Origin of the sequence: Flavobacterium aerium (assembly GCF_030766725.1) — a bacterium.
Lineage (GTDB): Bacteria > Bacteroidota > Bacteroidia > Flavobacteriales > Flavobacteriaceae > Flavobacterium > Flavobacterium aerium.
In genome coordinates, this window is the sequence record NZ_JARQWR010000002.1 from 221,754 (window position 1) to 248,443 (window position 26,690).

Annotated in this window: 20 protein-coding genes and 3 tRNA genes; 14 read left to right on the forward strand and 9 right to left on the reverse strand. The window is 32.7% G+C overall.

Annotated elements, in window-relative coordinates; translation table 11 throughout:
• Nucleotides 1-123 precede the first annotated feature (123 nt).
• Together P6733_RS03580 and P6733_RS03585 are read left to right on the forward strand one after the other, a co-directional pair.
• Nucleotides 124-621 (forward strand): RNA polymerase sigma factor, encoded by a 498-nt coding sequence (locus P6733_RS03580; protein ID WP_306350235.1) that lies wholly within the window; start codon nucleotides 124-126, stop codon nucleotides 619-621.
• A 5-nt stretch (nucleotides 622-626) separates the two neighbouring features.
• Nucleotides 627-1,223 carry a hypothetical protein gene (locus P6733_RS03585; RefSeq protein WP_306350236.1) on the forward strand — a complete coding sequence of 199 codons (597 nt, stop codon included), beginning with the start codon at nucleotides 627-629 and terminating at the stop codon, nucleotides 1,221-1,223.
• Between the two features lie 44 nt (nucleotides 1,224-1,267).
• Here P6733_RS03585 and P6733_RS03590 read toward each other — a convergent pair whose 3' ends face one another.
• From P6733_RS03590 to P6733_RS03605, 4 genes are all read right to left on the reverse strand, one after another.
• Nucleotides 1,268-1,672: an ASCH domain-containing protein gene (locus P6733_RS03590; RefSeq protein ID WP_306350237.1), complete on the reverse strand. Its 405-nt coding sequence runs from the start codon at nucleotides 1,670-1,672 to the stop codon at nucleotides 1,268-1,270.
• A gap of 258 nt (nucleotides 1,673-1,930) precedes the next feature.
• Nucleotides 1,931-2,004, reverse strand: a tRNA-Arg gene (locus tag P6733_RS03595).
• A 32-nt stretch (nucleotides 2,005-2,036) separates the two neighbouring features.
• Nucleotides 2,037-2,111, reverse strand: a tRNA-Pro gene (locus tag P6733_RS03600).
• 14 nt (nucleotides 2,112-2,125) lie between these two features.
• A tRNA-Ser gene (locus P6733_RS03605) sits at nucleotides 2,126-2,209 on the reverse strand.
• A gap of 314 nt (nucleotides 2,210-2,523) precedes the next feature.
• On the opposite strand from P6733_RS03605, the gene P6733_RS03610 reads away from it, so the two are divergent.
• The 3 genes from P6733_RS03610 to P6733_RS03620 all read left to right on the forward strand — a co-directional run bounded on the left by P6733_RS03610 (nucleotide 2,524) and on the right by P6733_RS03620 (nucleotide 5,624).
• Entirely contained in the window at nucleotides 2,524-3,702 is a 1,179-nt protein-coding gene (locus P6733_RS03610; protein WP_306350238.1) for an acetyl-CoA C-acyltransferase, read from the forward strand.
• Nucleotides 3,703-3,751: 49 nt separating this feature from the next.
• Nucleotides 3,752-4,513 (forward strand): C40 family peptidase, encoded by a 762-nt coding sequence (locus P6733_RS03615; RefSeq protein ID WP_306350239.1) that lies wholly within the window; start codon nucleotides 3,752-3,754, stop codon nucleotides 4,511-4,513.
• A gap of 172 nt (nucleotides 4,514-4,685) precedes the next feature.
• Nucleotides 4,686-5,624, forward strand: coding sequence for a DUF3667 domain-containing protein (locus tag P6733_RS03620; protein ID WP_306350240.1), 939 nt, complete (start codon nucleotides 4,686-4,688; stop codon nucleotides 5,622-5,624).
• A gap of 75 nt (nucleotides 5,625-5,699) precedes the next feature.
• Here P6733_RS03620 and P6733_RS03625 read toward each other — a convergent pair whose 3' ends face one another.
• The gene (locus P6733_RS03625; RefSeq protein ID WP_306350241.1) at nucleotides 5,700-6,971 is read right to left on the reverse strand and encodes a tetratricopeptide repeat protein; all 1,272 of its coding nucleotides are present in this window, start codon (nucleotides 6,969-6,971) and stop codon (nucleotides 5,700-5,702) included.
• Nucleotides 6,972-7,008: 37 nt separating this feature from the next.
• Nucleotides 7,009-9,561, reverse strand: a complete 2,553-nt coding sequence (gene gyrA / locus P6733_RS03630) for a DNA gyrase subunit A (RefSeq protein WP_306350242.1) — start codon at nucleotides 9,559-9,561, stop codon at nucleotides 7,009-7,011.
• Nucleotides 9,562-9,810: 249 nt separating this feature from the next.
• Here gyrA and P6733_RS03635 point away from each other — a divergent pair, with 249 nt between their 5' ends.
• The 4 genes from P6733_RS03635 (at nucleotide 9,811) to P6733_RS03650 (ending at nucleotide 15,016) form a co-directional block, all read left to right on the forward strand.
• Complete coding sequence (locus P6733_RS03635; protein WP_306350243.1) at nucleotides 9,811-12,354, forward strand: ATP-dependent Clp protease ATP-binding subunit; 2,544 nt, start codon at nucleotides 9,811-9,813, stop codon at nucleotides 12,352-12,354.
• 93 nt (nucleotides 12,355-12,447) lie between these two features.
• On the forward strand, nucleotides 12,448-13,821 hold the full coding sequence (gene rimK / locus P6733_RS03640) for a 30S ribosomal protein S6--L-glutamate ligase (RefSeq protein WP_306350244.1): 1,374 nt from the start codon (nucleotides 12,448-12,450) through the stop codon (nucleotides 13,819-13,821).
• Between the two features lie 127 nt (nucleotides 13,822-13,948).
• On the forward strand, nucleotides 13,949-14,467 hold the full coding sequence (locus P6733_RS03645; RefSeq protein ID WP_306350245.1) for a DUF421 domain-containing protein: 519 nt from the start codon (nucleotides 13,949-13,951) through the stop codon (nucleotides 14,465-14,467).
• Between the two features lie 18 nt (nucleotides 14,468-14,485).
• Entirely contained in the window at nucleotides 14,486-15,016 is a 531-nt protein-coding gene (locus P6733_RS03650) for a dihydrofolate reductase family protein (RefSeq protein ID WP_306350246.1), read from the forward strand.
• Between the two features lie 73 nt (nucleotides 15,017-15,089).
• On the opposite strand, the gene hutH is transcribed toward P6733_RS03650, so the two are convergent.
• Nucleotides 15,090-16,598 (reverse strand): histidine ammonia-lyase, encoded by a 1,509-nt coding sequence (hutH, locus tag P6733_RS03655; protein ID WP_306350247.1) that lies wholly within the window; start codon nucleotides 16,596-16,598, stop codon nucleotides 15,090-15,092.
• Between the two features lie 132 nt (nucleotides 16,599-16,730).
• Here hutH and P6733_RS03660 point away from each other — a divergent pair, with 132 nt between their 5' ends.
• A complete protein-coding gene (locus tag P6733_RS03660) occupies nucleotides 16,731-18,095 on the forward strand; it encodes a TlpA family protein disulfide reductase (protein ID WP_306350248.1) in 1,365 nt (454 codons plus the stop codon).
• Nucleotides 18,096-18,165: 70 nt separating this feature from the next.
• Here the strand turns inward: P6733_RS03660 and P6733_RS03665 are convergent, their stop codons facing one another.
• Both P6733_RS03665 and P6733_RS03670 read right to left on the reverse strand, forming a co-directional pair.
• Complete coding sequence (locus tag P6733_RS03665) at nucleotides 18,166-18,690, reverse strand: hypothetical protein (protein WP_306350249.1); 525 nt, start codon at nucleotides 18,688-18,690, stop codon at nucleotides 18,166-18,168.
• A gap of 136 nt (nucleotides 18,691-18,826) precedes the next feature.
• Complete coding sequence (locus P6733_RS03670; protein WP_306350250.1) at nucleotides 18,827-20,332, reverse strand: NAD(P)H-hydrate dehydratase; 1,506 nt, start codon at nucleotides 20,330-20,332, stop codon at nucleotides 18,827-18,829.
• 320 nt (nucleotides 20,333-20,652) lie between these two features.
• Between P6733_RS03670 and thrA the strand changes: the two genes are divergently transcribed.
• From thrA to gcvT, 4 genes are all read left to right on the forward strand, one after another.
• A complete protein-coding gene (gene thrA, locus P6733_RS03675) occupies nucleotides 20,653-23,106 on the forward strand; it encodes a bifunctional aspartate kinase/homoserine dehydrogenase I (protein ID WP_306350251.1) in 2,454 nt (817 codons plus the stop codon).
• Nucleotides 23,107-23,109: 3 nt separating this feature from the next.
• On the forward strand, nucleotides 23,110-24,045 hold the full coding sequence (locus P6733_RS03680) for a homoserine kinase (protein ID WP_306350252.1): 936 nt from the start codon (nucleotides 23,110-23,112) through the stop codon (nucleotides 24,043-24,045).
• A gap of 15 nt (nucleotides 24,046-24,060) precedes the next feature.
• Nucleotides 24,061-25,359 (forward strand): threonine synthase, encoded by a 1,299-nt coding sequence (gene thrC, locus P6733_RS03685; protein ID WP_306350253.1) that lies wholly within the window; start codon nucleotides 24,061-24,063, stop codon nucleotides 25,357-25,359.
• Nucleotides 25,360-25,598: 239 nt separating this feature from the next.
• Nucleotides 25,599-26,681, forward strand: coding sequence for a glycine cleavage system aminomethyltransferase GcvT (gcvT, locus tag P6733_RS03690; RefSeq protein ID WP_306350254.1), 1,083 nt, complete (start codon nucleotides 25,599-25,601; stop codon nucleotides 26,679-26,681).
• Nucleotides 26,682-26,690: the final 9 nt, after the last annotated feature.

A 26,690-nucleotide genomic window follows, 5' to 3' on the forward strand; every position in this document is an offset into this window, starting at 1 on the left:
TCAAATGATGTATTTAAGAATGGTATTATAATATTAATGCTGTGTCAATAAAAAAATAGTTTGATATTGATGTAACATTATTTTCTTCTTACGACCTACTCATAAATATCAAATACTAGACAATTGAAAAATAATGAACTACAACAAACTTTTGAGCAAGAGCTCAAAACGAATGAACTGCTTGTTTTTAAAATTTGCCGATTATATGGTAAAACAGAAGATGACAGGAAAGATTTGTTTCAGGAAATTGTTATTCAGCTATGGAGAGCCTATCCTACATTTAGACGAGAAGCAAAGTTCAGTACTTGGCTCTATCGCATAGGGCTAAATGTGGCTATTACTCAATACCGCAAGGATAAAAACCGGATTTATACCTCCGATATTGAGGATTTTAAAATTGTAACTCCAGTAGATGATTTTAATATGGAGAAAGAACAACAATTTAAACAAATGTATTCTGCTATTGAACAATTGAATGATATTGAAAAAGCAATTGTAATGTTATTCTTGGAAGATAAATCATATGACGATATGGAAGAAATTTTAGGAATTAACAATGGAACTCTTAGAGTAAAAATGAACCGAATTAAAGAGAAATTAAGACAAATTACTAAAAATTAATAATTATGGAACTGGAAGATTTTAAACAAGATTGGAATGCTACAATGAAAAATTCTGAGCTAAACTATAATTTGAATGAAATATTGGCTCAAAAGGTAAAAGGCCCATTAAAAGATTTAAAAACTAAATATGGGAGACAAATCATATTATTGCCAGCAGCAGCTATTTTGCTAACGGTTACAAATCTAATAACGCCAGAGCTAAGAACGAATCCTATCGTATGGGCTCCCGTTTTTGCTTTATGTTTATTGACATTCTTTTATTATCGTAGTTATTTAGTAACGAAAAAAATGGAACAGCCTTTTGTAGAAAATATAAAGACAAACTTGGAAAATCAATTGACTATTCTTGAAAAGTACGGAAAGGAAGATGTGCTTTATGTAAGAAGGATATTTATAATGTTTATCATCGTGCTGGAGGTATCCATGGCAAATAACTTAATACCGGCCTATGATTCGTGGAAACATATCGATTTGTTTTTAAGAATTGGTGCTTACCTCCTTTTTCTTATGGCTCAACCATATATAACAAGGTATTTTTATAAACAAAATTTAGGGCAGTATATTAATAAGTTAAAAGATTTAATCAATCAATCAGCCTAAGCAATTGTACAGTTCTATTTGACTTTATTTGAAGTCGAATAGAACTATTCTATCGGCTCTAGATAAATGACTTGAAAACGCTCGCAAACTAACGGAGTGCCAATCATTGGTTCTTTACCGATACGTAAACATTCTTCAGAAATATATTCCTTATATATCTTTCTCCATTCGGAAAGTGATCGATCTCCTTCGCCCCCATCATAAGCAAATTGTTGATCTACTTGTTCTAGAGTTGAAATTTCTACTGTCAACGTTTCAATAATACAAACAGGTTGTTCATTTCCGTCAAGAACTATACTTTGATCACCGGGTTTAGGTAAAGATTTGTTATCAAATTCATAGGTCCACTGTAAAGAACAAGTGGTTGTCTTAATACCTGATTTAACTAAATTAACAATTTCTGAAGCATCCTCTTTACTTCCAAAATGGAAAGCCTCATAAGGCTCCATGTTTTTTGGATGCAGGAGTATTTTTACTATTTAGAAATTGCTTCCAGTACTTCGTATAGAGATTGTTTTCCATAATCGAATTAAGAGTTTACTCTAAATTTATCATTATTTATTTCAATATCTAAAGTATATAAAATAAAGGATTGAATTAGTAGAGAGTATAAATCTAATAGAAGTGGGAAGATGAAAGAAGTTTAAACAATTGATGGGAAGTTATAAAAACAAGAAAGCCACTGAAATTCAGTGGCTTTTTTCTTGTGATCGCGATAGGATTCGAACCTATGACCGCCTGCTTAGAAGGCAGGTGCTCTATCCAGCTGAGCTACGCGACCAATATGTCATAAAATTCATCGAATGAATTTTGTCGGGGTGGCAGGATTCGAACCTGCGGCCTCCTGCTCCCAAAGCAGGCGCGATAACCGGGCTACGCTACACCCCGAAAGCAAAATTATGCGGAGAGACAGGGACTCGAACCCTGGCACCGATCACTCGATGACAGTTTAGCAAACTGCTCCATTACCACTCTGGCACCTCTCCAAATATTTTAAAGAACGTATCTCTTTTTTCGGTTGCAAATCTAAGTCATCATTCTATATTTCACAAGTATTTTTGTGATTATTTTTAATATTTTTTTCATTAAAATTTAAAATCATTAACAATCAAATATATAGCTTCAGAAATACTTTTTAAAAAATGAGATGAAAATTTTCATTAAGCGATGATTATGCGAAAAGAGGAATTTTATTACTAATAATTTTATGCTAATTCTTTTGACATAAATGCAAAATCTAATTTAATATATTATTTAAAATGGTTAAATTCGCAACTTAAACAAACAATGAACTATAATTATGAATAAGAAAGTTGTAATCGTATCGGCAGTAAGAACTCCAATTGGAAGTTTTATGGGTGCATTATCTACAGTTCCTGCTCCACAACTAGGTGCAATTGCTATTAAAGGTGCTTTAAGTAAGATTAATCTTGATCCTACATTAGTAGATGAAGTATTAATGGGGAATGTTGTGCAAGCTGGCGAAGGTCAAGCTCCTGCTCGTCAGGCTGCCCTATTTGCTGGACTTCCAAATACAGTAGCTTGTACTACAATCAATAAAGTGTGTGCTTCAGGAATGAAAGCTGTTATGCAGGGAGCTCAAGCTATTATTAGTGATGATGCAGAAATTGTTGTTGCTGGTGGTATGGAAAACATGAGTTTGATTCCTCATTATGTACATTTAAGAAATGGGTACAAATTTGGACCTGCTTCAATGTTAGATGGAATGCAAAAAGATGGATTAACTGATGCATATGATAATAATGCAATGGGTGTATGTGCTGATCTTTGTGCTTCAGAATATAAAATTTCAAGAGAAGAACAAGATGCTTTCGCTATTGAGTCTTATACTCGTTCTGCTAAAGCATGGGAAGCTGGAAAATTTGATAATGAAATTGTACCAGTTCCAGTTCCTCAAAGAAAAGGAGATCCAATCATGGTAACTAAAGATGAAGAATATACTAATGTTAAATTAGATAGAATTCCTACTTTAAACGCAGTATTTACAAAAGATGGTACAGTAACAGCGGCAAATGCTTCAACAATCAATGATGGTGCAGCAGCTGTAGTATTAATGAGTGAAGAGAAAGCAAAAGCATTAGGATTAACTCCCCTAGCCTATATTAAAGGTTATGCAGATGCAGCTCAAGAACCAAAATGGTTTACTACTGCTCCAGCTAAAGCTTTACCAAAAGCATTAGACAAAGCAGGTATTTCTATTAAAGATGTTGACTTTTTCGAATTCAACGAAGCTTTTGCTGTTGTTGGTTTGGCTAATGCACAAATTCTTGGTTTAGATAGTTCTAATATCAATGTAAATGGAGGTGCTGTTTCATTAGGACATCCACTAGGTTGCTCAGGTGTGAGAATTATTGTTACTTTACTAAATGTTTTAGAACAAAACAATGCTAAAATTGGTGCAGCTGCTATTTGTAATGGTGGTGGTGGTGCTTCAGCAATTGTTATCGAAAGAAACTAAATAAAATAGAAACTTTAGTAATTAACAATCATCCATTAATCCCGCAATAATGTTTGGAATTTGTAATCTAGCGATTATCCCTTTAAGAATTGAACCTAATGACCGTAGTGAATTAGTTTCACAAGTGCTATTTGGGGAATATTTTAAAATCATTGGTGAACAGCAACAATGGTATAAAGTAAAGCTGTTTTTTGATGGTTATGAAGGTTGGATTGATAGTAAACAATGTCAAAAAATTACAGAAACAGAATATCTCAATCTGTCAAAAGATTCTAGTATTCTGAGTTCGGATTTGGTGGAATATATTACCACGCCAAATAATTTATTGATGCCAATTCCTTTGGGTGCTTCATTAACTTTTTTAAATCATCCAGATATTAATACTGCTGGATACGAGTTTGAAGGACTTAAAATTACGGGTGTAAAGCCTAAATTGAATCTGATTAATACAGCATTCATGTATTTGAATTCACCCTATCTATGGGGCGGTAAAACGCCGTTTGGGATTGATTGCTCCGGATTTACACAAATGGTGTACAAATTAAATGGTTACAGCTTGCTTCGTGATGCATCACAACAAGCTGGTCAAGGTGAAGCCTTGAGCTTTATTGAAGAGAGTGAACCAGGAGATTTAGCCTTTTTTGATAATGAAGAAGGAAATATTATTCATGTAGGAATGATTATGGATGATAATTATATTATTCATGCCCATGGTAAAGTGCGTATTGATCGACTAGATCATTTGGGTATATATAATGTTGATACTAAAAGACATACTCATAAATTAAGAGTGATTAAAAAGATTATTTAATCTTCATAAGATATTTTTGATTAAAAACCTGTTCAATTTTTGAACAGGTTTTTTTATTGTTTTCTTTTTATTTAACGCAATAAAAATCAAGTTTTATTATGATAACACGTACAATTTACGATATTTGTTGCCAATGAAAAACGAATTTAAAATTAATTCATAGCGATATTGTATGGCGCACCACCAGTTGAGAAAAGACAGAACTTGTCAAAATTGTAATTATGTTGTTGAAAATAAATTTTGTTCCAGATGTGGTCAGGAAAATATTGAGACAAGACAGTCATTTGGACACCTTGTCATCCATTTTTTTGAGGATTTCACCCATTATGACAATTATTTTTGGAAAACTATTAAAACGCTTCTATTTAGGCCATCCGTTTTAACAAAAGAATATTTAACGGGTAAAAGACAGTTATATGTACCGCCAGTAAAGTTGTATATTTTTATAAGTTTTATAACCTTTCTATTATGGGGTCTAACGTCCTCTTTTGAAAATAAGGAAAAGGATAACAGTTTTGTGAATTTTGGAGATGATAAAGAGGTTTTTTTAAAAGAGTCAGGATTAGAAACATTTCCTACAGTAAAAGAGTTGGATTCAGTTCAGAATTCGTTGCCAGAATCTAAAAAATCAGAAGGTGCTAAGTATTGGATGAAAAAGAAATTAGCGAAGATTAATGAGAATTATAAATCAGAAAATTTTAAAGAAAAACTGGAAGATTCATTTCTTCATAATTTACCAAAAGCATTATTTTTATATCTGCCGTTTTTTGCGTTAAATCTGTGGATTTTTCATGGTAAAAAAAGATGGTATTTCTTTGATCATGGTATTTTTACACTCCATTATTTTTCCTTTATATTGTTTACGTTTACTAGTTCATTAATCATTAATTTTATTTTAGATTTACTTCATTTAGATTCGCTTTTTAATTATTTCCAATTGCTATTTATGGGTTGGTGGTTTTTCTACTTTTTCAGATCGCATAGAAGGTTTTATGGTGAAAGTAAATTAATTTCTAGGCTAAAAGGTATTGCCTTGTTCTTTATTAATATACTTTTCATATCAATATTCTTGCTGGTACTAATTTTCTATGGAATGGTAAATATGCACTAGGTATATGTAATTATAAATAAAAAAAATCCCGCTTGATATTTCAAGCGGGATTTTTTATAATAAAATGAGAGTTTATTATTTTAACGTTGCTTTCAAAGCATTGTATTTATCAGTCATGTCTAAAGCACCATAGATACTTAATAATGTCTCAATTGCTGGCTGGTTACTAGGATCTAGTTCAACTGCTTTTTCTAACAATGGTAATAAGCTTTTGTGTAATGTTTCTCTTTCCTTTTTAAGAACTTCATATCTTTTATTATCTTTTGGAGAAGTTCCTAATTTATTCATTTCTTCTGTGATTTTTCCATCAGCACCTAATTTTAAGCTAGCGATGTTTAAATACGCGTTTGAATATTTAGGATTGATTTCAATTGCTTTTTTGAAGTATTTTTCAGCTTCAACAGGATCTTTAGCTTCAGAGCTAATAACACCTAAATTATAGTATAAATCTGCATCATTTGGATTTTTTGCCAATGCTTCAGTAACTAATTTTTTATAAGTATCGTAGTCTTTTGTTTGAAGGTATAAGTTTGCTTCAGTCATCAATAAACTATTGTCCTCAGGATTCATTTTTCGGGCATCAGCAATAGATTTTTTTGCTGCATCAATGTCCCCTTTTTGAACTAAAATTAAAGCCATGTTTTTGTAGATTTCACCTCTTTTAGAAGGTTCTTTTTCCATTCTTGGCTTTTCATGAGTACCGATTTTTACGGCAGTTCTCATGTCTTTTTCATTAGCAAAACTATCCTCTTTGTCATTAACTTTACTTACTGCGTAATAGTTAGTTCCTTTTCCAGAGAAATTCAATTGCTTAAGTTCTTCATAATACTTCAAAGCCAAATCATAATCTTTACCATTAATTGCTCCAGAAGCAGCATAGTATAGATTGATAGTGTCTTTTTTGCTGATGTTGTAAGCTTGATAAAGTTTTAAAGCACCTTCTTTGTAGTTTTTAGCAGCGTTATCAGCGATTGCTCCATTGATAAGACCATTTTTAACTTCAACTAATGAACCTTCGGCTTGCTTGCTGTATTTTGCTTTTCCTGAAGCTTTTTCAGCATCAATTAACAATTGGTAAGCTTTGGCAGCTTCAGCATAACTTTTTGCAGTTTCAACATTTTTCTTTGCTAAGTCTAAATAAGCATTTCCCTTTAGGAAATAAAATTGTGCTTTTTCAGCATCAGATGCAGCAGCAATTAACGATTCAGCTCCTTGTAAAGTTGCTTTAGCTTCCGCTGCATTTCCATTTTTAAGTGCTTTTTCAGCAGCTTTTAATTGGTCTTTTTGTGCAAAAGAACTCATTGATATTAAAATGGATGATGCTACGATCAAATATCTATTTTTCATTTTATTTTCAATTTAGTTATAGAATTATTCTTTGGGTTTAAATTTCGGTATCTGTTTCAGTTTCTGGAGTGATATCCTCTGAAGAGTTTTCATCACCTGTTTCTGCAATAAATCCTTCTTCACCTTCTAAAATTTCTCCTTCAGCAACTTCCTCTTCGCGCATTACTTTAGTAACGGCAGCAATAGAATCATTTCCTTTGATGTTGATTAATCGTACTCCTTGTGTGGCACGACCCATAACACGTAAATCAGAAACTTCCATTCTAATGGTTAAACCAGATTTATTGATAATCATTAAGTCGTCAGTATCATTCACATTATTGATTGAAACTAGATTTCCTGTTTTATCAGTAATATTTAATGTTTTAACTCCTTTACCACCTCTGTTTGTAATACGGTAATCATCTAAGCTAGAGCGTTTACCGTAACCATTTTCTGAAACTACAAGAATTTCTGAATTCATATCGTTTACAGTCACCATACCGATTACTTCATCTTTTTCATCAGCAAGGGTGATTCCACGTACTCCAGAAGCACTACGTCCCATTGGTCTAGTTTTCTTTTCTTCGAAACGAACTAATTTACCAGATTTTACAGCGATTAATACTTGGCTTTCACCAGTTGTTAATTTTGCTTCTAATAATTCATCATCTTCTTTAATAGTAATCGCATTGATACCATTTTGTCTAGGACGAGAATATTGTTCAAGTAAAGTTTTCTTAACCTGACCTTGTTTAGTAGCCATAATTACATAATGACTATTGATGTAATCCTGGTCTTTTAAATCTTGAGTACAAATGAAAGCTTTAACCTTATCATCATTCTCAATATTGATTAAGTTTTGGATTGCTCTACCTTTACTAGTTTTGCTTCCTTCTGGAATTTCATAAACACGCATCCAGAAACATTTTCCTTTTTGTGTGAAGAACATCATGTATTGGTGGTTTGTAGCCACAAATAAATGCTCTAAGAAATCCTGATCTCTAGTAGCCACTCCTTTTTGTCCTACTCCGCCTCTATTTTGAGTTTTGTATTCAGATAATGGAGTTCGTTTTACATAACCTGCATGAGAAATTGTAATAACAACATTTTCATCAGCAATTAAATCCTCAATACTTACGTCTCCACCAGCATATTCAATAACAGAACGACGTTCGTCTCCATATTTATCTTTAATTTCGGCCAACTCTTCTTTAATAAGAGCCATTCTCAATTCTTTACTGGCTAATAATTCACGTAAGTGATCAATTAATTTCATGATCTCTTCGTATTCAGCTCTTAATTTATCTTGCTCCAGACCTGTTAATTGTCTCAAACGCATTTCGACAATTGCTTTGGCTTGAATCTCAGATAATTTAAAGCGCTCAATTAATTTCTCTCTAGCTTGATCGGCATTACTAGAAGAACGGATTAATGCAATAACTTCATCAATATTGTCTGAAGCAATGATTAAACCTTCTAAGATGTGTGCTCTTTCTTCTGCTTTACGTAAATCAAACTGAGTTCTTCTAATAACTACATCATGTCTGTGTTCTACAAAATAATGAATCAATTCTTTTAGATTCAACATTTGAGGTCTTCCGTTAACCAATGCAATATTGTTAACGCTGAATGAAGATTGTAGTTGAGTGTATTTGTATAATGTATTTAATACTACATTAGGAACAGCATCACGCTTTAAGATATACACGATACGCATACCGTTTCTATCCGATTCGTCACGAATGTTCGCAATACCTTCTATTTTTTTATCATTTACTAAGTCCGCTGTTTTTTTAATCATTTCAGCTTTATTGACTTGGTAAGGAATTTCAGTAACAATGATAGATTCTCTGCCTTCAACTTCTTCGAAGTTTACTTTCGCTCTCATTACAACTCTACCTCTACCGGTTTTGAATGCTTCACGTACACCATCATAGCCATAGATAACACCACCAGTTGGGAAATCAGGAGCTTTGATGTAGTTCATTAATTCATCAATTTCAATATCAGGATTGTCGATATAAGCTAATGTACCGTCAATAACCTCAGTAAGGTTGTGTGGAGGCATGTTTGTAGCCATACCAACAGCAATACCAGAAGAACCGTTAATTAATAAAGTAGGAACCTTTGTAGGCATTACTTTAGGCTCGTATAGGGTATCATCAAAGTTTAATTGAAAATCAACAGTTTCTTTGTCAATGTCTGCCAAAATGTCTTCTGCAATTTTTCGCATTCTAGCCTCCGTATAACGCATTGCAGCAGGATCATCACCATCTACAGAACCAAAGTTACCTTGACCATCTACTAATAGATAACGTAAACTCCATTCCTGTGCCATACGCACCATTGCATCATATACAGATTTATCTCCATGTGGGTGAAATTTACCAAGAACCTCCCCTACAATTCTTGCAGATTTCTTGTGAGCTCTATTCGAAAGAACCCCTAATTCATACATTCCAAAAAGAACTCTTCGATGTACGGGTTTCAAGCCATCTCTAACATCTGGAAGCGCTCTGGATACAATAACTGACATCGAATAATCGATGTAAGATGATTTCATTTCGTCTTCGATGTTAATAGGAATTAACTTTTCTCCTTCAGACATAAGTATTTATATTAAAAAATTAGTTTAAATTCAAAACGTGCCAATATACGTATTTTCACGCTTTTTACCGCACTTTTTCGGTATAAATTTCAAAGATTTATCAACAAAATTTGATAGAATTATTTTACGAATTCATTTTTAATTTCCAATATTTTTTTGTCACTTAGCATGACAGTACTTTTGTATAGGTACGATTATTGTATTTATCCCCAAGAATAATTAAATTTACAGAACTAACCCAAATATATTATGGACGATAATTTTTCGCCAAGAGTAAAAGACGTGATTACTTATAGTAAAGAAGAAGCTTTACGATTAGGTCATGATTTCATTGGCACAGAGCATCTTATGTTAGGTATTTTGAGAGATGGAAATGGAAAAGCAATTAGTATTCTCAATAATTTATCAATAGATTTAGATCATCTAAGAAGGAAAGTTGAGATTCTGAGTCCTGCAAATCCTAATGTAGAGCGAAATAATGAAAAAAAGAATTTACACCTTACCAGACAAGCAGAACGCGCTTTAAAAACGACTTTTCTTGAAGCGAAAGTCTTTCAAAGTTCTTCAATTAGTACTGCCCATCTCCTATTGTGTATTCTTAGAAATGAGAATGATCCGACAACAAAGTTGTTGAATAAATTAAAAATAGATTACGATTTAGCAAAAGAACAGTATACAAATATGATATCAAACGAAGAAGATTATATGCAGGATTTACCTCGTGCGGAGTCATTTAATGAGGATTCTGGTTCAGACGAAAGTTTGAAAGAAGGTACATTCAATAACCCTACAAACAAGTCAAATAAAAAATCTAAAACACCTGTATTGGACAATTTTGGTCGTGACCTGACTGAGATGGCAGAGGAAGGTAAATTAGATCCTGTTGTAGGTAGAGAAAAAGAAATAGAACGTGTTTCACAAATTTTAAGTCGTAGAAAGAAAAACAACCCGTTGCTAATTGGTGAGCCTGGAGTAGGTAAATCAGCTATTGCAGAAGGTTTGGCACTACGTATTATTCAGAAAAAGGTTTCTCGTATTCTGTTTAATAAACGTGTAGTAACACTTGATTTAGCAAGTTTAGTTGCCGGTACAAAATACAGAGGGCAATTTGAAGAACGTATGAAGGCGGTTATGAATGAATTAGAAAAGAATGATGATATTATTCTTTTTATTGATGAAATTCATACTATCGTTGGTGCTGGTGGTGCTACGGGATCATTGGATGCATCAAATATGTTTAAACCAGCTTTAGCAAGAGGTGAAATCCAATGTATTGGTGCTACAACACTAGATGAGTACAGACAATATATAGAAAAAGATGGTGCGTTAGAAAGACGTTTCCAAAAAGTAATTGTGGAGCCTACTTCTGTGGAAGAAACGATTACAATTTTGAATAACATCAAAAATAAATACGAAGATCACCATAGCGTTACCTATTCGCAAGAGGCAATTGAAGCTTGTGTGAAATTAACGAACCGATATATGTCGGAACGTTTTTTACCAGACAAAGCAATCGATGCTTTAGATGAAGCAGGTTCAAGAGTACATATTACCAATATTGATGTTCCAAAACAAATTCTTGATTTGGAAAGACAACTGGAAGAAGTGCGCGAGAATAAAAATAGCGTTGTTAAAAAACAAAAATACGAAGAGGCTGCGAAGCTTAGAGATGATGAAAAACGTCTAGAAAAAGACCTAGCAATTGCGCAAGAACAATGGGAAGAAGATTCTAAGAATAATAGAATTTTAGTTACAGAAGATAATGTAGCTGATGTTGTTTCTATGATGACTGGAATTCCTGTTAATCGTATTGCTCAAACTGAAAGTAATAAATTAGCTAAATTACCTGAACTTATTAAAAATAAGGTGATTGGTCAAGATGAGGCAGTGTTGAAAATTGCTAAATCTATACAACGTAATAGAGCTGGATTGAAAGATCCGAATAAACCAATTGGGTCATTTATTTTCTTAGGACAAACAGGGGTTGGTAAAACACAATTAGCGAAAGTTTTGGCTAAAGAATTGTTTGATTCAGAAGATGCTTTAGTACGTATTGACATGAGTGAATACATGGAGAAATTTGCGATTTCAAGATTAGTTGGAGCGCCTCCAGGATATGTTGGATATGAAGAAGGTGGTCAATTGACTGAAAAAGTACGTAGAAAACCATATTGTGTAGTGCTTCTTGATGAGATTGAAAAAGCACATCCAGATGTATTCAATATGATGCTTCAAGTGTTAGATGACGGATATTTGACGGATAGCCTTGGACGAAAAATTGATTTTAGAAATACAATCATTATTATGACTTCAAATGTTGGAGCACGTCAATTAAAAGACTTTGGTCAAGGTGTTGGTTTTGGTACAACTGCCAAAAAGGCACAAGCCGATGATCACTCAAAAGGTATTATTGAAAATGCCTTGAAAAAAGCATTTGCTCCTGAGTTTTTAAATCGAATTGATGATGTAATTGTGTTCAATGTGTTGGAAAAAGAGCACATCAACTTAATTATCAATATTGAATTGGATAAATTATATGCTCGAGTAAAAGAATTAGGCTATACATTGAGATTATCCGATAAGGCAAAAGATTTTATTGCAGATAAAGGTTTCGATAAACAATTCGGAGCAAGACCTTTAAAAAGAGCCATTCAGAAATATGTCGAAGATGCTCTTGCAGAAGAGATTATTACTTCGAAAATAACGGAAGGTGATGAGATTTTTATGGATCTAGAGGATACTTCACAAGAGTTAACGATACAAATTCAAAAAACTGAAAAACCTACTAATTAGTAGGTTTTTTCTTTTTTAATAATTATAGGGTGAACTTATTGAATTTTAAAAAAAAGTATTACTTTAGAATATTATTTCTTTCAAACAAATTTTATGTTACGAGACAAAGTTATTGTGGGCAGTGAAGAATGGTGCTCCTTCCCTACCTTGGGAATTCCCACGATTAAAGCAAGAGTCGACTCTGGAGCCAAGACCTCTGCATTACATGCTATTAATATTGTTCAATTTATTAAGGACGGAGAAAACTGGGTAAAGTTTGATATCAATCCTATTCAAAATAATCTAAAAACGGTGATTCATTGTGAGTCACAATTAGTAGATAAAAGGGTTGTAAAAAGTTCTAGTGGATTTAGAGAACAACGTTATGTCGTTCGCGTAGAATTAGAAATGGGCGGTACACTTTGGCCTATAGAGATTACATTGACCAATCGAGATTCAATGGGTTTCCGCATGTTATTAGGGCGTGAAGCTATGAGTGGTCGTGTTTTGGTTGATCCTGAACAAAAATATTTACTTGGGCAACCCAGTAATGAAAAACTAAAAGAATATTACGATAAATCAGAATCTACTAAATCAGGATTAAGAATTGGTGTTTTAGCCAGTAATCCTGAATTATATAGTAATAAAAGAATTATGGAAGCGGGTGAAATGCGTGGACATGAAATGCATTTTTTAAACCTGAAGTATTGTTACATGAAATTAGATGCAAATAATCCAGAGATTCATTACCGTGGCGGTCGTGTTTTAAATGATTTTGATGCAGTAATTCCTAGAATTAGACCTAGTATGACGTTTTACGGTTGTGCATTGACAAGACAATTTGAAGCATTAAAAGTATTCTGTTTGAACTCTTCTTCTGCGATAAGTCAATCCAGAGATAAATTATATTCTTTACAACTATTATTAAATAGTGGAGTTGATATTCCTACTACAGGTTTTGCTAACTCACCATTGGATACCAATGATTTAATTAAAATGGTAGGCGGTTCTCCCCTAATTGTGAAACTATTAGAAGGAACGCAAGGTAAAGGTGTTGTTTTGGCAGAAACGAAAAAAGCAGCAGAGAGTGTTATTAATGCGTTTAAAAGTTTAAATGCTAATATATTAGTTCAAGAGTTTATTAAAGAAGCCAATGGAAAAGATATCCGTTGTTTTGTAATTGACGGAAAAGTTGTTGCGGCTATTCAACGTGAAGCATTGCCAGGAGAATTTAGAGCTAATATTCACTTAGGTGGTACAGCTTCCATTATAAAAGTAACAACAGAAGAGAGGCGTATTGCTATTCGTGCAGCTAAAGCAATGAATTTGAAAGTTGCCGGAGTTGATATTATCCGTTCATCAAAAGGGCCATTGTTATTAGAAGTAAATTCTTCACCTGGATTAGAAGGTATTGAAGGTGCTACCAATAAAGATATTGCTGGTGAAATGATTAAAGCAATTGAGAAAAATTTTAAATGGAAAATATAATGTAATTTTTATATTATAAATTATAGTAATTACCTTTATTTTTCTTTGGATTAATAAAGGTAATTCTCTTTTATAACCTTATCACAATTTCAGAATTAAATATTTTAATCCTTAATACAAGTAAGCAATGAATACTTATTTAGATATTATTTTACGAAGTACTGCAGTCTATTTTTTTATGGTTATTGCACTCCGTGTATTTGGAAAAAAGCAATTGTCACAACTAAATACTGCCGATGTTATTTTGATTTTGCTGATTAGCAATTCAGTTCAGAATGCAATGGTTGGTAATGATACCAGTTTGTGGGGAGGTTTAGCCGCAGCAAGTGTTTTATTTGTGATTAATTATGTCCTGAAGAAATTAATGTTTAAAAGTAAACTCTTAACGTCTTTTATTCAAGATAAACCGGAGATCTTAGTTCATAATGGAAAAATAGAATTTGCGACACTAAGTAAACTTGGAATAACTTCAGATGAATTGACAGAAGCAATGCGAGAACATGGTGTTCAATATTATAAAGATATTAGGTTAGCGATGTTAGAAATTAATGGAAACATTAGTATTATATCTGGTGATGAGAAATTGCGTCAAACCCAACATAAAATCATACGGAATCAAAAGGCATTCAATAATGGTATTCAGTAGAATAATAAAATAATAAGAATGATTAATAGAAAAGTAGTATTATACATTGCAATGAGTTTAGATGGTTTCATTGCTAAGAATGATGGGAATTTAGATTTTTTATCTGCAGTAGAAAAAGAAGGCGAAGATTATGGATATGCTGCCTTTAATGAAACAATTGATTGTGTAATAGTTGGACGAAAAACCTATGATAAGGTATTGAGTATGGGATATGATTTTCATCATGCTGATAAAGAATCGTATATTATCACAAGAACAGCTCGACCATCAATAGGAACTGTTCATTTTTATACTGATAATTTATACGATTTGGTTGCTCGATTAAAATCTACAGAAGGGAAAAATATTTTTGTAGATGGTGGTGCAGAAATAGTGAATGAATTAATGAAAGAAAATCTAATCGATGAATTTGTGATTTCCATTATTCCAGTATTCTTAGGAAATGGAATTTCTTTATTTAAAGAAGGCAGACCAGAAGTGGCTTTAAAGCTAATTGATACTAAATCATTCGATAAAGGATTAGTACAACTTCATTACGTGAAAATATAACGAATAAAGAAAGTGATATAAAAAAGGGTCGGCAGTATTACTGCTGACCCTTTTATTATTATTATGGCAGGACTTAGTTTGCTTCTTCTTCGTCAATATTGAAGCTATCCAAGAAAGCAATTGTTTTTTTAATATCGTAATGCAAAATACGATCCTCTTCTACAAAAGGGACATCTTCACGGTATGATTTAATAAACGTTTCGATGAATGGACTTGATTGTAAAGGTCTTCTGAATTCTAATGCTTGTGAAGCATTCATTAATTCGATAGCCAAAATAGTTTCAAGATTAGTCATGATTTTTAATGCTTTTGTAGCAGCATTAGCGCCCATACTTACGTGATCTTCTTGTCCGTTTGAAGAAACAATAGAATCAATACTTGCAGGTGTAGCCAATTGTTTATTTTGACTAACGATACTGGCAGCAGTATATTGAGGAATCATAAATCCAGAGTTTAAACCTGGATTATCTACTAAAAATGCAGGAAGGTTTCTTAATCCTGAAATTAATTGATACGTTCTTCTTTCAGAAATACTACCCAATTCTGCTAAAGCAATAGATAAGAAATCCAATGTTATTGCTAAAGGTTGTCCGTGGAAGTTTCCGCCAGAAATAATTTGATCCGATTCGATAAATACATTAGGATTATCTGTTACGGAATTGATTTCTGTTTTGAATACTTTTTTTACGTAATCGATAGCATCCTTTGAAGCCCCATGTACTTGTGGCATACAACGGAATGAATAAGGATCTTGAACGTGTTTTTTCTCTTGTACAATGATTTGACTTTCATCTAAGAAAGAAGTAATTCTTTCTGCAGTTACAATTTGCCCTTTGTGAGGTCTGATGTAATGGATTAATTCGTTGAAAGGCTCAATACGACCATCAAATGCTTCTAAAGAGATTGTACCGATTAAATCAGCTAAATAAGAGTATTTTGTTGCTTTTATTAAAATGTGAGCACCAAAGGCACTCATGAATTGAGTACCATTTAATAAGGCTAAACCTTCTTTTGATTTTAAGATAATAGGATGCCATCCAAAATGCTCTAATACAGCAGAAGAATTTACTTTTTTGCCATTAAAATAAACCTCACCTTCCCCTAATAATGGTAAAGATAAGTGTGCCAATGGAGCTAAATCTCCAGAAGCACCAAGAGAACCTTGAGAATAAATTACAGGTAATATATCGTGATTGTAAAAATCGATTAAACGTTCTACAGTTGCCAATTGAACTCCAGAATAACCATAGCTTAAAGATTGAATCTTTAATAACAACATCATTTTGACAATTTCTAAAGGTACCTCCTCACCTGTTCCACAAGCATGAGATTTGACTAAGTTCTCTTGTAATTGAGAAAGATTTTCATTAGAAATTTTGATATTATATAAAGAACCAAAACCTGTATTGATACCGTAAATAGGTTCATGATGCGTTTGCATTTTTTGATCCAAGTACTGACGGCATTTATCAATATTAACTTTTGCTTCTTCAGAAAGACCTAACGTTTGATTTTGGCTGATAATAGTATGCAGTGTTTCGATCGTAAGTATTTCGGCACTTATATAATGTGTATTGTCCATGATTTGCTATTATGTTAAGAGTTCAAAGTTCAACAATCATTATATAAAAAGCAAAATTTGTTAATAATATAAAATGTTAAAGGTTATCTAAATATTTAATTATAAATTTGGAATACTTAAAAAACTATCACAATGAAAAAAATTTTCGGATTATTAAGCGTTATCGTTTTAGTTTCCTGTAACAAAGCACCAGAATTTGCAATTGTTAGCGGGAAAGTAAGCAACGCGGCTACAGATGGAAAAGTCACTATTACGGGTGGAAATTTTCTAAAAGAAATTACGTTGAAACCAGACGGAACTTTCTCAGATACATTACTAATTACTTATGATGGTGCTTATACAGTAAGTGCCGAAAGCGGTAATGTTCCACTTTATTTAGAAAAAGGGACAGAATTAGGCGTTACAGCAGATTATAAAGATTTCTCAAAATCAATTGCTTTTACAGGCAAAGGAGCAGTTGAGAATAATTATATGAAAGAAAAAAGTGAAGCAACCCAAAAAGAAATGGGTACAACACCTGAATTCTATTCTTTAGCAGAAAAAGAATTTGTTGCAAAAGTTGATAAAATTAAAAAAGATCAATTGGCTTTAGGAGAAAAAACAAAATTTGAAAGCAAAACATTCAAACAAAATGAGCTTAAAAATATTGATTATGCCGCACAATTAAGTTATATTAATTATCCGCAGTACCATGCTCATTTTGCTCAAAACCCTGATTTCAAACCATCAGCAACATTCCCTAAAGAGGATGAGAAAATGAATTTAGATAATGAAGCGGATTATGATTTTTCTAATTCATACAAACAAATTGTATCGAGTAATTTCTACAAAAAAGTAGAAAAAGAAATGAAATCTGAAAACGATAAGTTCTCTCCTATTGCATTACCGCTTTTAAAAACAATTAAAAGTCAAAATATTAAAAATGCATTAGCAAAAGAACTTTCTTATGAAATTGCTCCATCAAATGATAATGCAGAAGCATTATACAAAGATTTAATGGCAATCTCTACCAATGATAAATTTAAAGAAGATATCACGACTAAATTCAATAAAATCAAAAATTTAGTAAAAGGTAAACCATCTCCAACTTTTGAATATGAAAACTTTAAAGGAGGAAAAACATCACTTGAAAGCTTAAAAGGTAAATACGTTTATATTGATGTATGGGCTACATGGTGTGGACCTTGTAAACAAGAAATTCCTTCATTATTAAAAGTAGAAGAACAATACCATGGTAAAAACATTGAGTTCGTAAGTATCTCTATTGATAGAGTAAAAGACCATGAAACATGGACTAAAATGGTTACAGATATGAAATTAGGCGGTATCCAATTGTTTGCTGATAAAGATTGGAAATCACAATTCGTATCAGATTATGCAATCGATGGTATTCCAAGATTTATCTTATTAGATCCACAAGGAAATATTGTTATGGCAGATGCTCCGAGACCTTCTGACCCTAAACTAATTGAAACTTTCAATGATCTTAAAATCTAAGGATTTGAAAAACATATAAAAAAAAGCCTCGATACTATCGGGGCTTTTTTATTATAATTTAGTGAAGTATTTATTCACACCAGTATTTTGTCAACATAAAGATTGGTTCTCCACTGTAAGTAAATTGCCATATACCTGTAGGTCCACATACGTGATCATACCATCCACCTTGTGTATTATCTAAAGAGTAAACTCCTTCTCCACAAATATCACCTTCTTCTAGAAATACAAAACCATTTTCAGTTTTTAAAGTATGAAATTGATTTTGATCCTGGTATCCAGCAATCATACAAGTTGGATCTGGTGTATCAATGATATCAAATCCCCAACCTTCTTCTAAATTTACATTATCACTTGTAAAAGCAATTATAATAGCTGGAGGAGTGTCAGATCCCCATGCGATTCTTGCTTTCTCTCTGATACCTTCAGGAATATCAGTAAAAACATCCCAACCCGTAACTACTTTTCCAGAAACTGAATTTTCTTTCGCTTTTAAAGCAGAATCTGTTACTGAATTTGGAAGTTGATCTTCATTTGAACTACACCCACTTAATAGTAAAGCAACACAACCTAATAAAAAAATTGTTTTTTTCATAATAAAGCTTGTTTAGTGATTGTCTTTTTATAGAATCAATCGTGATTAATTAATAATTCCAAAGCAATGAAAAAGGTATAACTTTAAGGTTACTTAAGTGTTAATATATTCTTAAAAATTAACATAAATTGTGAATTTATGCTTCAATGTGCAAATAAGCCTTGCCAATGTTGGAAATAATGTCCGATGCGATAAAGGATTGATAACCAGTTTCTGGCACTGTTAAGTCGGCAGTTAGTCCATGTATGTAGACTCCTAAAATAGCAGCCTCTATAGGATCGTAAGCCTGTGCTAACAAACTGGTGATAATTCCAGATAGTACATCTCCACTACCAGCTGTTGCTAATGCTTGATTTCCCGTAATATTAACATAAGTGTTTTCGGCATCAATAACTAAAGTATAAGCACCTTTAATGATGATGATTAATTGGTGCTTTTTAGCCAATTGTTGTGTTTTTTCGATTTTTTCAAAATCGTGTTGCCAGCTACCTATTAAACGCTCTAGTTCTTTTGGATGTGGAGTTAAAATTGTTCCCTCAGGCAATTGTGAAATCCAATCCCGATTGATAGATAAGATGTTTATTGCATCGGCATCGACAAGTAATGGTGCTTCAACACTGTTTAAAAAAGAGTGTAATGCTTTTTGCGTATCTAAATGCTGCCCCATTCCCATGCCAATGGCAATCGCTTGCGGTTTAAATTCATATTGTATGGTTGAAATATGAGTTTCAGAAGGATCAGTTAGCACCATTACTTCAGGAACAGAAGCTTGTAGTGCTGTATAACCACATCTTGGGATATAAGTGGTTACTAATCCACAACCTGATTTTAGTGCAGCTTTTGCCGTAAGTAATGGAGCGCCAATTTTGCCATAGCTTCCACCAACTACTAAAACATGCCCTTGAGTCCCTTTATGTGCATATTGATCAACAGATTTGTATAAGATTGAGATATCATTTTGATCAATTAAATAATGATTTGTTGGTGTCTCATTGATGAATTTTGGATCTAACCCAATATCCAGAATTATAATATCTTGAATATAACGTTCATTCTCAGGTAAATAGAAAGCAAGCTTAGGCAATTGAAAAGTCAATACAACAGCAGCATTGATAACAGCTCTTTTGTTTTCAGTATTTTGGTCTAAAAATAAACCAGAAGGAACGTCAATAGCAATTACATAAGCTTGAGAAGCATTGATATATTGAAAAAGATCAATTACCCATTCTTCAGGCGTACGAGATAAACCACTACCAAAAATGGCATCAATTACAATCTCATTACTTTTTATATTCGGAACATGATCACCATTTGTGATGATATAAGGTTCAATAGCAAATTCTTTTAAACGTTCAAGATTTACGATAAAATCATCCGAATGTTTTTCATTAAACGATACAATATTTACTTTGACAAAATATCCTTTTTGTTTTAATAATCGGGCTAATACTAAACCATCTCCCCCGTTATTTCCTACTCCACAGAATATTTGAAAAGTAGTTTTGGTATTCTGGTATTTATTTTCAATCCAATGAAAAGCTACTGTAGCAGCGCGTTCCATTAAATGTGTAGAGGTGATGTTTTGTTTCTCGATGGTGATTGCATCAGCATCTTTGCTATTTTGGCTAAAAAAAATTTTCATTTCATTTCAAACTTTAAAATTACGTCCTATAAAAGTAAACTTCTTTTTGATTAAATAAAAAAAGTAGTATATTTGAATCACTTAATAATCATTCAGTAACCTTTGTACAACGATAATAATACATATTATTCTTTAGAAACAGCCAATACTTTGGTTGCATCTTCTGTTGCTACAACGACTACAACTACAACTACTACCCCTCTGGGGTATAGCATTTTCATATAATCCTCTTGTGTATTATTTTATTTTAAAATAATCCCTTTTACGTAGCTAAAAGCTTCGTAGCCATTCCTATACATTAATTATTAAGTCATTCTCAAATGAATATTATAAAATTTGGCGGCACTTCTGTAGCCAATGCCGAAAACATCAATAAAGTTGTTGCGATTATTAATCGTAAATCTAAAAGTGAGCCTGTAGTTGTAGTGGTCTCTGCTTTTGGAGGTATTACGGATCTATTACTTTTAGCAGGAAATCAAGCTGCTGTAAAAGATGAAAAATATAAAATAAGTCTTGAAGAAGTAAATAAGCGTCATTTAAACGTTGTAAAAGAGCTAATCCCTGTTGTACAGCAAAGTGCTATACTAAGTGTTGTAAAAAGAGCTTTAAATCATCTAGAAGCATTGTTAGAAGGAAGTTATTTGTTAGGAGAGTTTTCTTGTCGTACAAAAGATGCAGTATTGAGTTATGGAGAATTATTATCTTCCTTTATCCTATCCGAAGTACTGAAGTTAATATACCCAAAGACTGTTTATAAAGACAGTCAATCCTTGATTAAAACAAATAATGAGTTTGGTAAAGCAGTAGTGAATTTTGAGATTACAAATAACCTCATTCAGTATTTCTTTGATAAAAATCAATCAAGAATTACAATAGTTCCAGGTTTTGTGGCTAGTTCAGAAGAAGGAAATATTACGACTTTAGGTCGTGGTGGTTCCGATTACACTGCAGCAATTATTGCAGCAGCTTTAGATGTTTCAAAATTAGAAATTTGGACAGATGTGAATGGTATGTACACTGCAAATCCAAAGCTTGTAAAACAAGCACAATCCATCCCATACATTTCCTATCATGAAGCGATGGAATTGTCCCATTTTGGAGCTAAAGTACTATATCCACCAACCATTCAACCCGTATTAGATAAAGATATTGTCATTCATATTAAAAATACATTTGATCCGGAAGCAAAAGGAACAATCATTAGTAATCATCCTGTAAAGAAACAAAATGAAGATGTTGTTCGAGGCATTAGCCACATTGACCATATTGCTTTGTTAACACTGGAAGGTTCTGGTTTAATTGGTGTTATAGGTTCATCAAAAAGATTTTTCGAAGTACTATCCAATGAAAAGATTAATATCGTTTTTATTACTCAAGCTTCTTCGGAACATTCCATTTGCATCGGTATTCATGAAATGGATGCCCAGAAAGCAAAAGACCTAATCAATCAAGAATTTAAGTTTGAAATACGCTTACGCAAAATCAATTCTGTCGTACTAGAAAAAAATCTTTCTATAATTGCTATTGTTGGAGAAAACATGAAGAATCATAAAGGATTGAGTGGTAAAATGTTTAGTACTTTGGGTAAAAACAACATTAATATTCGCGCCATTGCCCAAGGAGCATCGGAACGAAATATATCGGCAGTAATTGCTAATTCAGATGCTAAAAAAGCATTGAATTGTCTGCACGAACGTTTCTTCGAAGCTCAAATTAAACAATTGAATCTTTTTGTAATGGGTGTTGGGAATGTGGGGCAAAAATTCATTGAGCAAATCCAGCAACAAAAGGAATACTTGTGCCGAAATTTAAAATTGAATATTAGAATTATAGCTTTAGCAAATTCTAAGAAAATGATTTTTGAAGCAGAAGGAATTTCTTTGATGTACTGGGAAGAACAATTGCAAAATGGATTGGAAAGTAATGTAGATGATTTTATCAAGAACATCAAGAAATTGAATTTGCGCAATAGCATTTTTGTTGATATTACAGCCAATGAAAATGTAGCCCATAGTTATCATAAATACTTAAAGCGAAATATAGCAGTTGTAACCTGTAATAAAATAGCATGTTCTTCTTCGTTTGAGCAATATAAAAATTTAAAAAATAGAGCACGAGAAAACAATGTCCCATTTTTATTTGAAACAAATGTTGGAGCAGGATTGCCGATTATCGATACCTTGAAAAATTTAATCGCATCAGGAGATCAAGTACATAAAATTCAAGCAGTATTATCGGGAAGTTTAAATTTTGTTTTTAATAATTATAATGAAACTAATACTTTTCATGATGTTGTAGAACAAGCTAAAGATGAAGGATATACTGAACCCAATCCTAAGATAGATCTTAGTGGTGTTGATGTAATGCGAAAGCTCTTAATTCTGATCCGTGAAAGTGGTTATGTAATGGATATAGAAGCTATAAAAAACAAATCTTTTTTACCTAATAATTGTTTGGAAACAGATTCTATTACTTCATTCTTTGCTTCATTAAAAGAACAAGAGCCACATTTTAAAGCCTTGTATAAAAAAGCAGTTGCACAAGAATCAAGATTGAAATATGTAGCTCAGTTTGAAGATGGAAAAGCAAGTGTTGAATTACAGCTGATTCCAAAGGAACATCCGTTTTACAATTTGGATGGTAAGGATAATATTGTACTGTTTTATACAGACCGTTATCATGAACAACCCTTACTGATTAAAGGAGCGGGTGCTGGCGCAGCAGTTACTGCCTCAGGGATATTTGCAGATGTAATACGAATTGGAAATATATAAACTATGGAATCAATAAAAATATTTTGCCCGGCAACAATTGCAAATTTATCCTGTGGTTTTGATGTTTTAGGTGTTTGTCTAGATACTATTGGAGATGAGATGATTGTTCGAAAAGTTAAAGAAAAAGGAATCAGAATCAATAAAATCGAAGGAGCAGATTTACCATTTGAAGCAGAAAAAAACGTTGCAGGAGTAGCGGCAATGGCTATGCTGGCAGTTTTGGATATAGAATACGGTTTTGAAATCAGTATTCATAAAAAAATCAGTGCAGGTAGCGGAATAGGAAGTAGTGCAGCGAGTGCATCAGGAGCTGTTTTTGCGATTAATCAACTGTTAGGGAACCCTTTTTCACTACAAGAACTAGTTGTTTTCGCAATGGAAGGAGAAAGATTAGCAAGTGGTTCGGCACATGCCGACAATGTAGCTCCTGCTCTATTTGGAGGATTCACTTTAATACGGAGTTATGAACCATTAGATATTATAAAAATTAATGCACCAGATGCATTATTTGCCAGTGTCATACATCCGCAAATTGAAGTAAAAACAATAGATGCCCGATCGATATTAAAACAAAAAATTGAATTGAAAAAAGCCATTAATCAATGCGGAAATATAGCAGGCTTAATCAGTGGATTATATACCCAAGATTATGCTTTGATTGGGCGATCATTACACGATGAGATTGTAGAACCCATCCGTTCGATATTAATTCCAAAATACGATGAGATGAAAAAAGCGGCCTTGGATAATGGTGCTTTGGGTTGTGGTATATCAGGTTCCGGGCCTTCGGTTTTTGTTTTATCAAAAAGTGAAAAAGAAGCTAGAAATGCAGTAGAATCAATGGGTGCAGTATTAGATTCAATTGAATTAGGGTATCAGATACATGTTTCCAAAATTAATGCCGAAGGAATTAAGATTATAGAAACGAATATTATATAAACACAATTGATCATTATGAAATATTATAGTATTAACCAAAGTGTCGAGAAAATAGGTTTTGAGCAAGCTGTGATACAGGGAATAGCAGTTGATAAAGGATTGTTTTTTCCAGAAGAAATTCCTGCTTTAAGTTCAGAATTTATTAAGAATATCGAACAATATAGTCCCACAGAAATAGCACTTGAGGTAATTAAACCTTTTGTTGGAGGTGAAATACCCGAATTTGAATTAAAACAAATTATTAAGGAGACTTTGTCTTTTGATTTCCCATTGGTAGAAGTCCAGAAAGATATATTTGCTTTAGAACTTTTTCATGGCCCTACTCTAGCATTTAAAGATGTTGGCGCTCGATTTATGTCCCGTTGCTTGAGGTATTTTAATAAAAATAAAACCGAACAAAAAATAACCGTATTAGTTGCTACTTCTGGAGATACAGGAAGTGCTGTAGCCAATGGTTTTTTAGGTGTTGAAGGCGTGAATGTTGTGATTTTATATCCTTGTGATAAAGTAAGTGATATTCAGGAAAAACAGTTGACCACCTTAGGTCAGAATATTACTGCCCTAGAAGTTAAAGGTTCGTTTGATGATTGTCAGAATATGGTAAAAAAAGCCTTTCTAGATGATTCGTTGAAAACTATAAATTTGACTTCAGCCAATTCAATAAACGTAGCCCGATGGTTGCCGCAAATGTTCTATTATTTTTTTGCCTATAAAGAGTTAAAAAGTAAAGGAAAACCAATAGTTGTATCCGTTCCTAGTGGTAATTTTGGTAATATATGTGCCGGTTTGATGGCTAAGAAAATGGGATTGCCAATAAGCCATTTCATTGCATCCACCAATGCGAATGATACAATACCAAGATATTTGATTGATGGAGAGTATTCTCCGTTGTATTCGAAACCAACTCTTTCAAATGCAATGGATGTAAGTGATCCAAGTAATTTTGTGCGAATTTTAGAAATCTATAAACAAGATATGGATGCGCTTAAAATAGATTTATCAGCATTTGCATTTGATGATTTAGCTACTAAAAAAGCGATGCGTTTTTTGTGTCATCAATGGAGCTATATAGCCGATCCACATGGAGCTGTAGGTTATTTAGGATTGCAGCATTTTTTGAAGAACAAAACAGATTTTTTGGGTGTATTTCTGGAAACAGCACACCCTGTTAAGTTTTTAAATACAGTTGAAGAAACACTAGATATTAAATTGGATATACCATCTGATATTGAATTTATTATGAAAAAAAATAAAATAAGTATCGTGATTAATTCTTATTCAGAATTAAATACATTTCTATTACAATCAGAATAAATAATGATAAGGTAATACCATATTTTTAGAATAGATAACAACGCTCAATTATTCACAATTGAGCGTTGTTATTTTATGTTAGTTCAATGGTTTGAAATGATATAATTAATTTGAGCACTCTCCTATTCGCCTATATTGATCATGTTGTTTGGAATCAATATGATTATTAGCCGAATATCTTTGCCTCTTCGTATTTTTTTAGATAAATTAGCCCCTTTAATTTATTTATATAACACACAATGAAAAATACTGCGCTTACCCACATTCATGAGAGTTTAGGAGCTAAAATGGTTCCATTTGCTGGATATAATATGCCTGTCCAATATGAAGGCGTTACAGTTGAACACGAAATCGTTAGAAATGGCGTAGGTGTTTTTGATGTATCTCACATGGGTGAGTTTTTCCTAAAAGGAGAAAATGCATTAGCATTAATTCAGAAAGTAACTACAAATGATGCTTCAAAATTAACAGTAGGAAAAGCACAATACTCTTGTTTGCCAAACTATGAAGGTGGAATCGTAGATGATTTAATTATATATAAGTTTTCTGAAACAGAATATTTATTAGTTGTAAACGCATCTAATATTGAAAAAGACTGGAATTGGATCACAAAACACAATGATTTAGGAGTAACGATGGAAAATCGTTCAGATGAGTACTCTTTATTAGCAATTCAAGGACCTAAAGCAGCAGAAGCAATGCAATCATTAACTGCGATAGATTTAGTGAATATGCCTTATTACTCTTTCCAAGTAGGAGAATTTGGAGGAAAAAGCGATGTAATTGTTTCAGCGACTGGATATACAGGCTCAGGAGGTTTTGAAATTTATTTCAAAAATGAAGATGCAGAAGCTATTTGGAAGGCTGTTTTTGAAGCAGGAGCTGCTTTTGGAATCAAGCCAGTAGGATTAGCAGCACGTGATACTTTACGATTAGAAATGGGCTTCTGTTTGTATGGAAATGATATCAATGATACCACTTCACCAATTGAAGCAGGTTTAGGATGGATTACAAAATTCGATAAAGATTTTGTGAATGCAGAAGACATTAAAAGCCAGAAAGAGAACGGTGTAGCACGTAAATTAGTTGGTTTTGAATTAACAGAAAGAGGAATTCCACGTCATGATTATGAAATCGTAGACGCAGCTGGTACAGTTATTGGGGTAGTAACTTCAGGAACAATGTCACCTTCCTTAAATAAAGGAATTGGATTAGGATATGTACCTACTGCATTAAGTAAGGTAGATTCTGAGATTTTTATCCGTATTAGAAAAAATGATATCCCTGCTAAAGTGGTGAAATTACCTTTTTATAAAAAATAAACAACAATT

Bases quoted from the DNA above. Each gene is read 5' to 3' on its own strand.
- P6733_RS03585 (WP_306350236.1), top strand. From the start codon at position 627: ATGGAACTGGAAGATTTTAAACAAGATTGGAATGCTACAATGAAAAAT.
- P6733_RS03590 (WP_306350237.1), bottom strand. From the start codon at position 1,672: ATGGAGCCTTATGAGGCTTTCCATTTTGGAAGTAAAGAGGATGCTTCA.
- P6733_RS03610 (WP_306350238.1), top strand. From the start codon at position 2,524: ATGAATAAGAAAGTTGTAATCGTATCGGCAGTAAGAACTCCAATTGGA.
- P6733_RS03615 (WP_306350239.1), top strand. From the start codon at position 3,752: ATGTTTGGAATTTGTAATCTAGCGATTATCCCTTTAAGAATTGAACCT.
- P6733_RS03620 (WP_306350240.1), top strand. From the start codon at position 4,686: ATGGCGCACCACCAGTTGAGAAAAGACAGAACTTGTCAAAATTGTAAT.
- P6733_RS03625 (WP_306350241.1), bottom strand. From the start codon at position 6,971: ATGAAAAATAGATATTTGATCGTAGCATCATCCATTTTAATATCAATG.
- gyrA (WP_306350242.1), bottom strand. From the start codon at position 9,561: ATGTCTGAAGGAGAAAAGTTAATTCCTATTAACATCGAAGACGAAATG.
- P6733_RS03635 (WP_306350243.1), top strand. From the start codon at position 9,811: ATGGACGATAATTTTTCGCCAAGAGTAAAAGACGTGATTACTTATAGT.
- rimK (WP_306350244.1), top strand. From the start codon at position 12,448: ATGTTACGAGACAAAGTTATTGTGGGCAGTGAAGAATGGTGCTCCTTC.
- P6733_RS03645 (WP_306350245.1), top strand. From the start codon at position 13,949: ATGAATACTTATTTAGATATTATTTTACGAAGTACTGCAGTCTATTTT.
- P6733_RS03650 (WP_306350246.1), top strand. From the start codon at position 14,486: ATGATTAATAGAAAAGTAGTATTATACATTGCAATGAGTTTAGATGGT.
- hutH (WP_306350247.1), bottom strand. From the start codon at position 16,598: ATGGACAATACACATTATATAAGTGCCGAAATACTTACGATCGAAACA.
- P6733_RS03660 (WP_306350248.1), top strand. From the start codon at position 16,731: ATGAAAAAAATTTTCGGATTATTAAGCGTTATCGTTTTAGTTTCCTGT.
- P6733_RS03665 (WP_306350249.1), bottom strand. From the start codon at position 18,690: ATGAAAAAAACAATTTTTTTATTAGGTTGTGTTGCTTTACTATTAAGT.
- P6733_RS03670 (WP_306350250.1), bottom strand. From the start codon at position 20,332: ATGAAAATTTTTTTTAGCCAAAATAGCAAAGATGCTGATGCAATCACC.
- thrA (WP_306350251.1), top strand. From the start codon at position 20,653: ATGAATATTATAAAATTTGGCGGCACTTCTGTAGCCAATGCCGAAAAC.
- P6733_RS03680 (WP_306350252.1), top strand. From the start codon at position 23,110: ATGGAATCAATAAAAATATTTTGCCCGGCAACAATTGCAAATTTATCC.
- thrC (WP_306350253.1), top strand. From the start codon at position 24,061: ATGAAATATTATAGTATTAACCAAAGTGTCGAGAAAATAGGTTTTGAG.
- gcvT (WP_306350254.1), top strand. From the start codon at position 25,599: ATGAAAAATACTGCGCTTACCCACATTCATGAGAGTTTAGGAGCTAAA.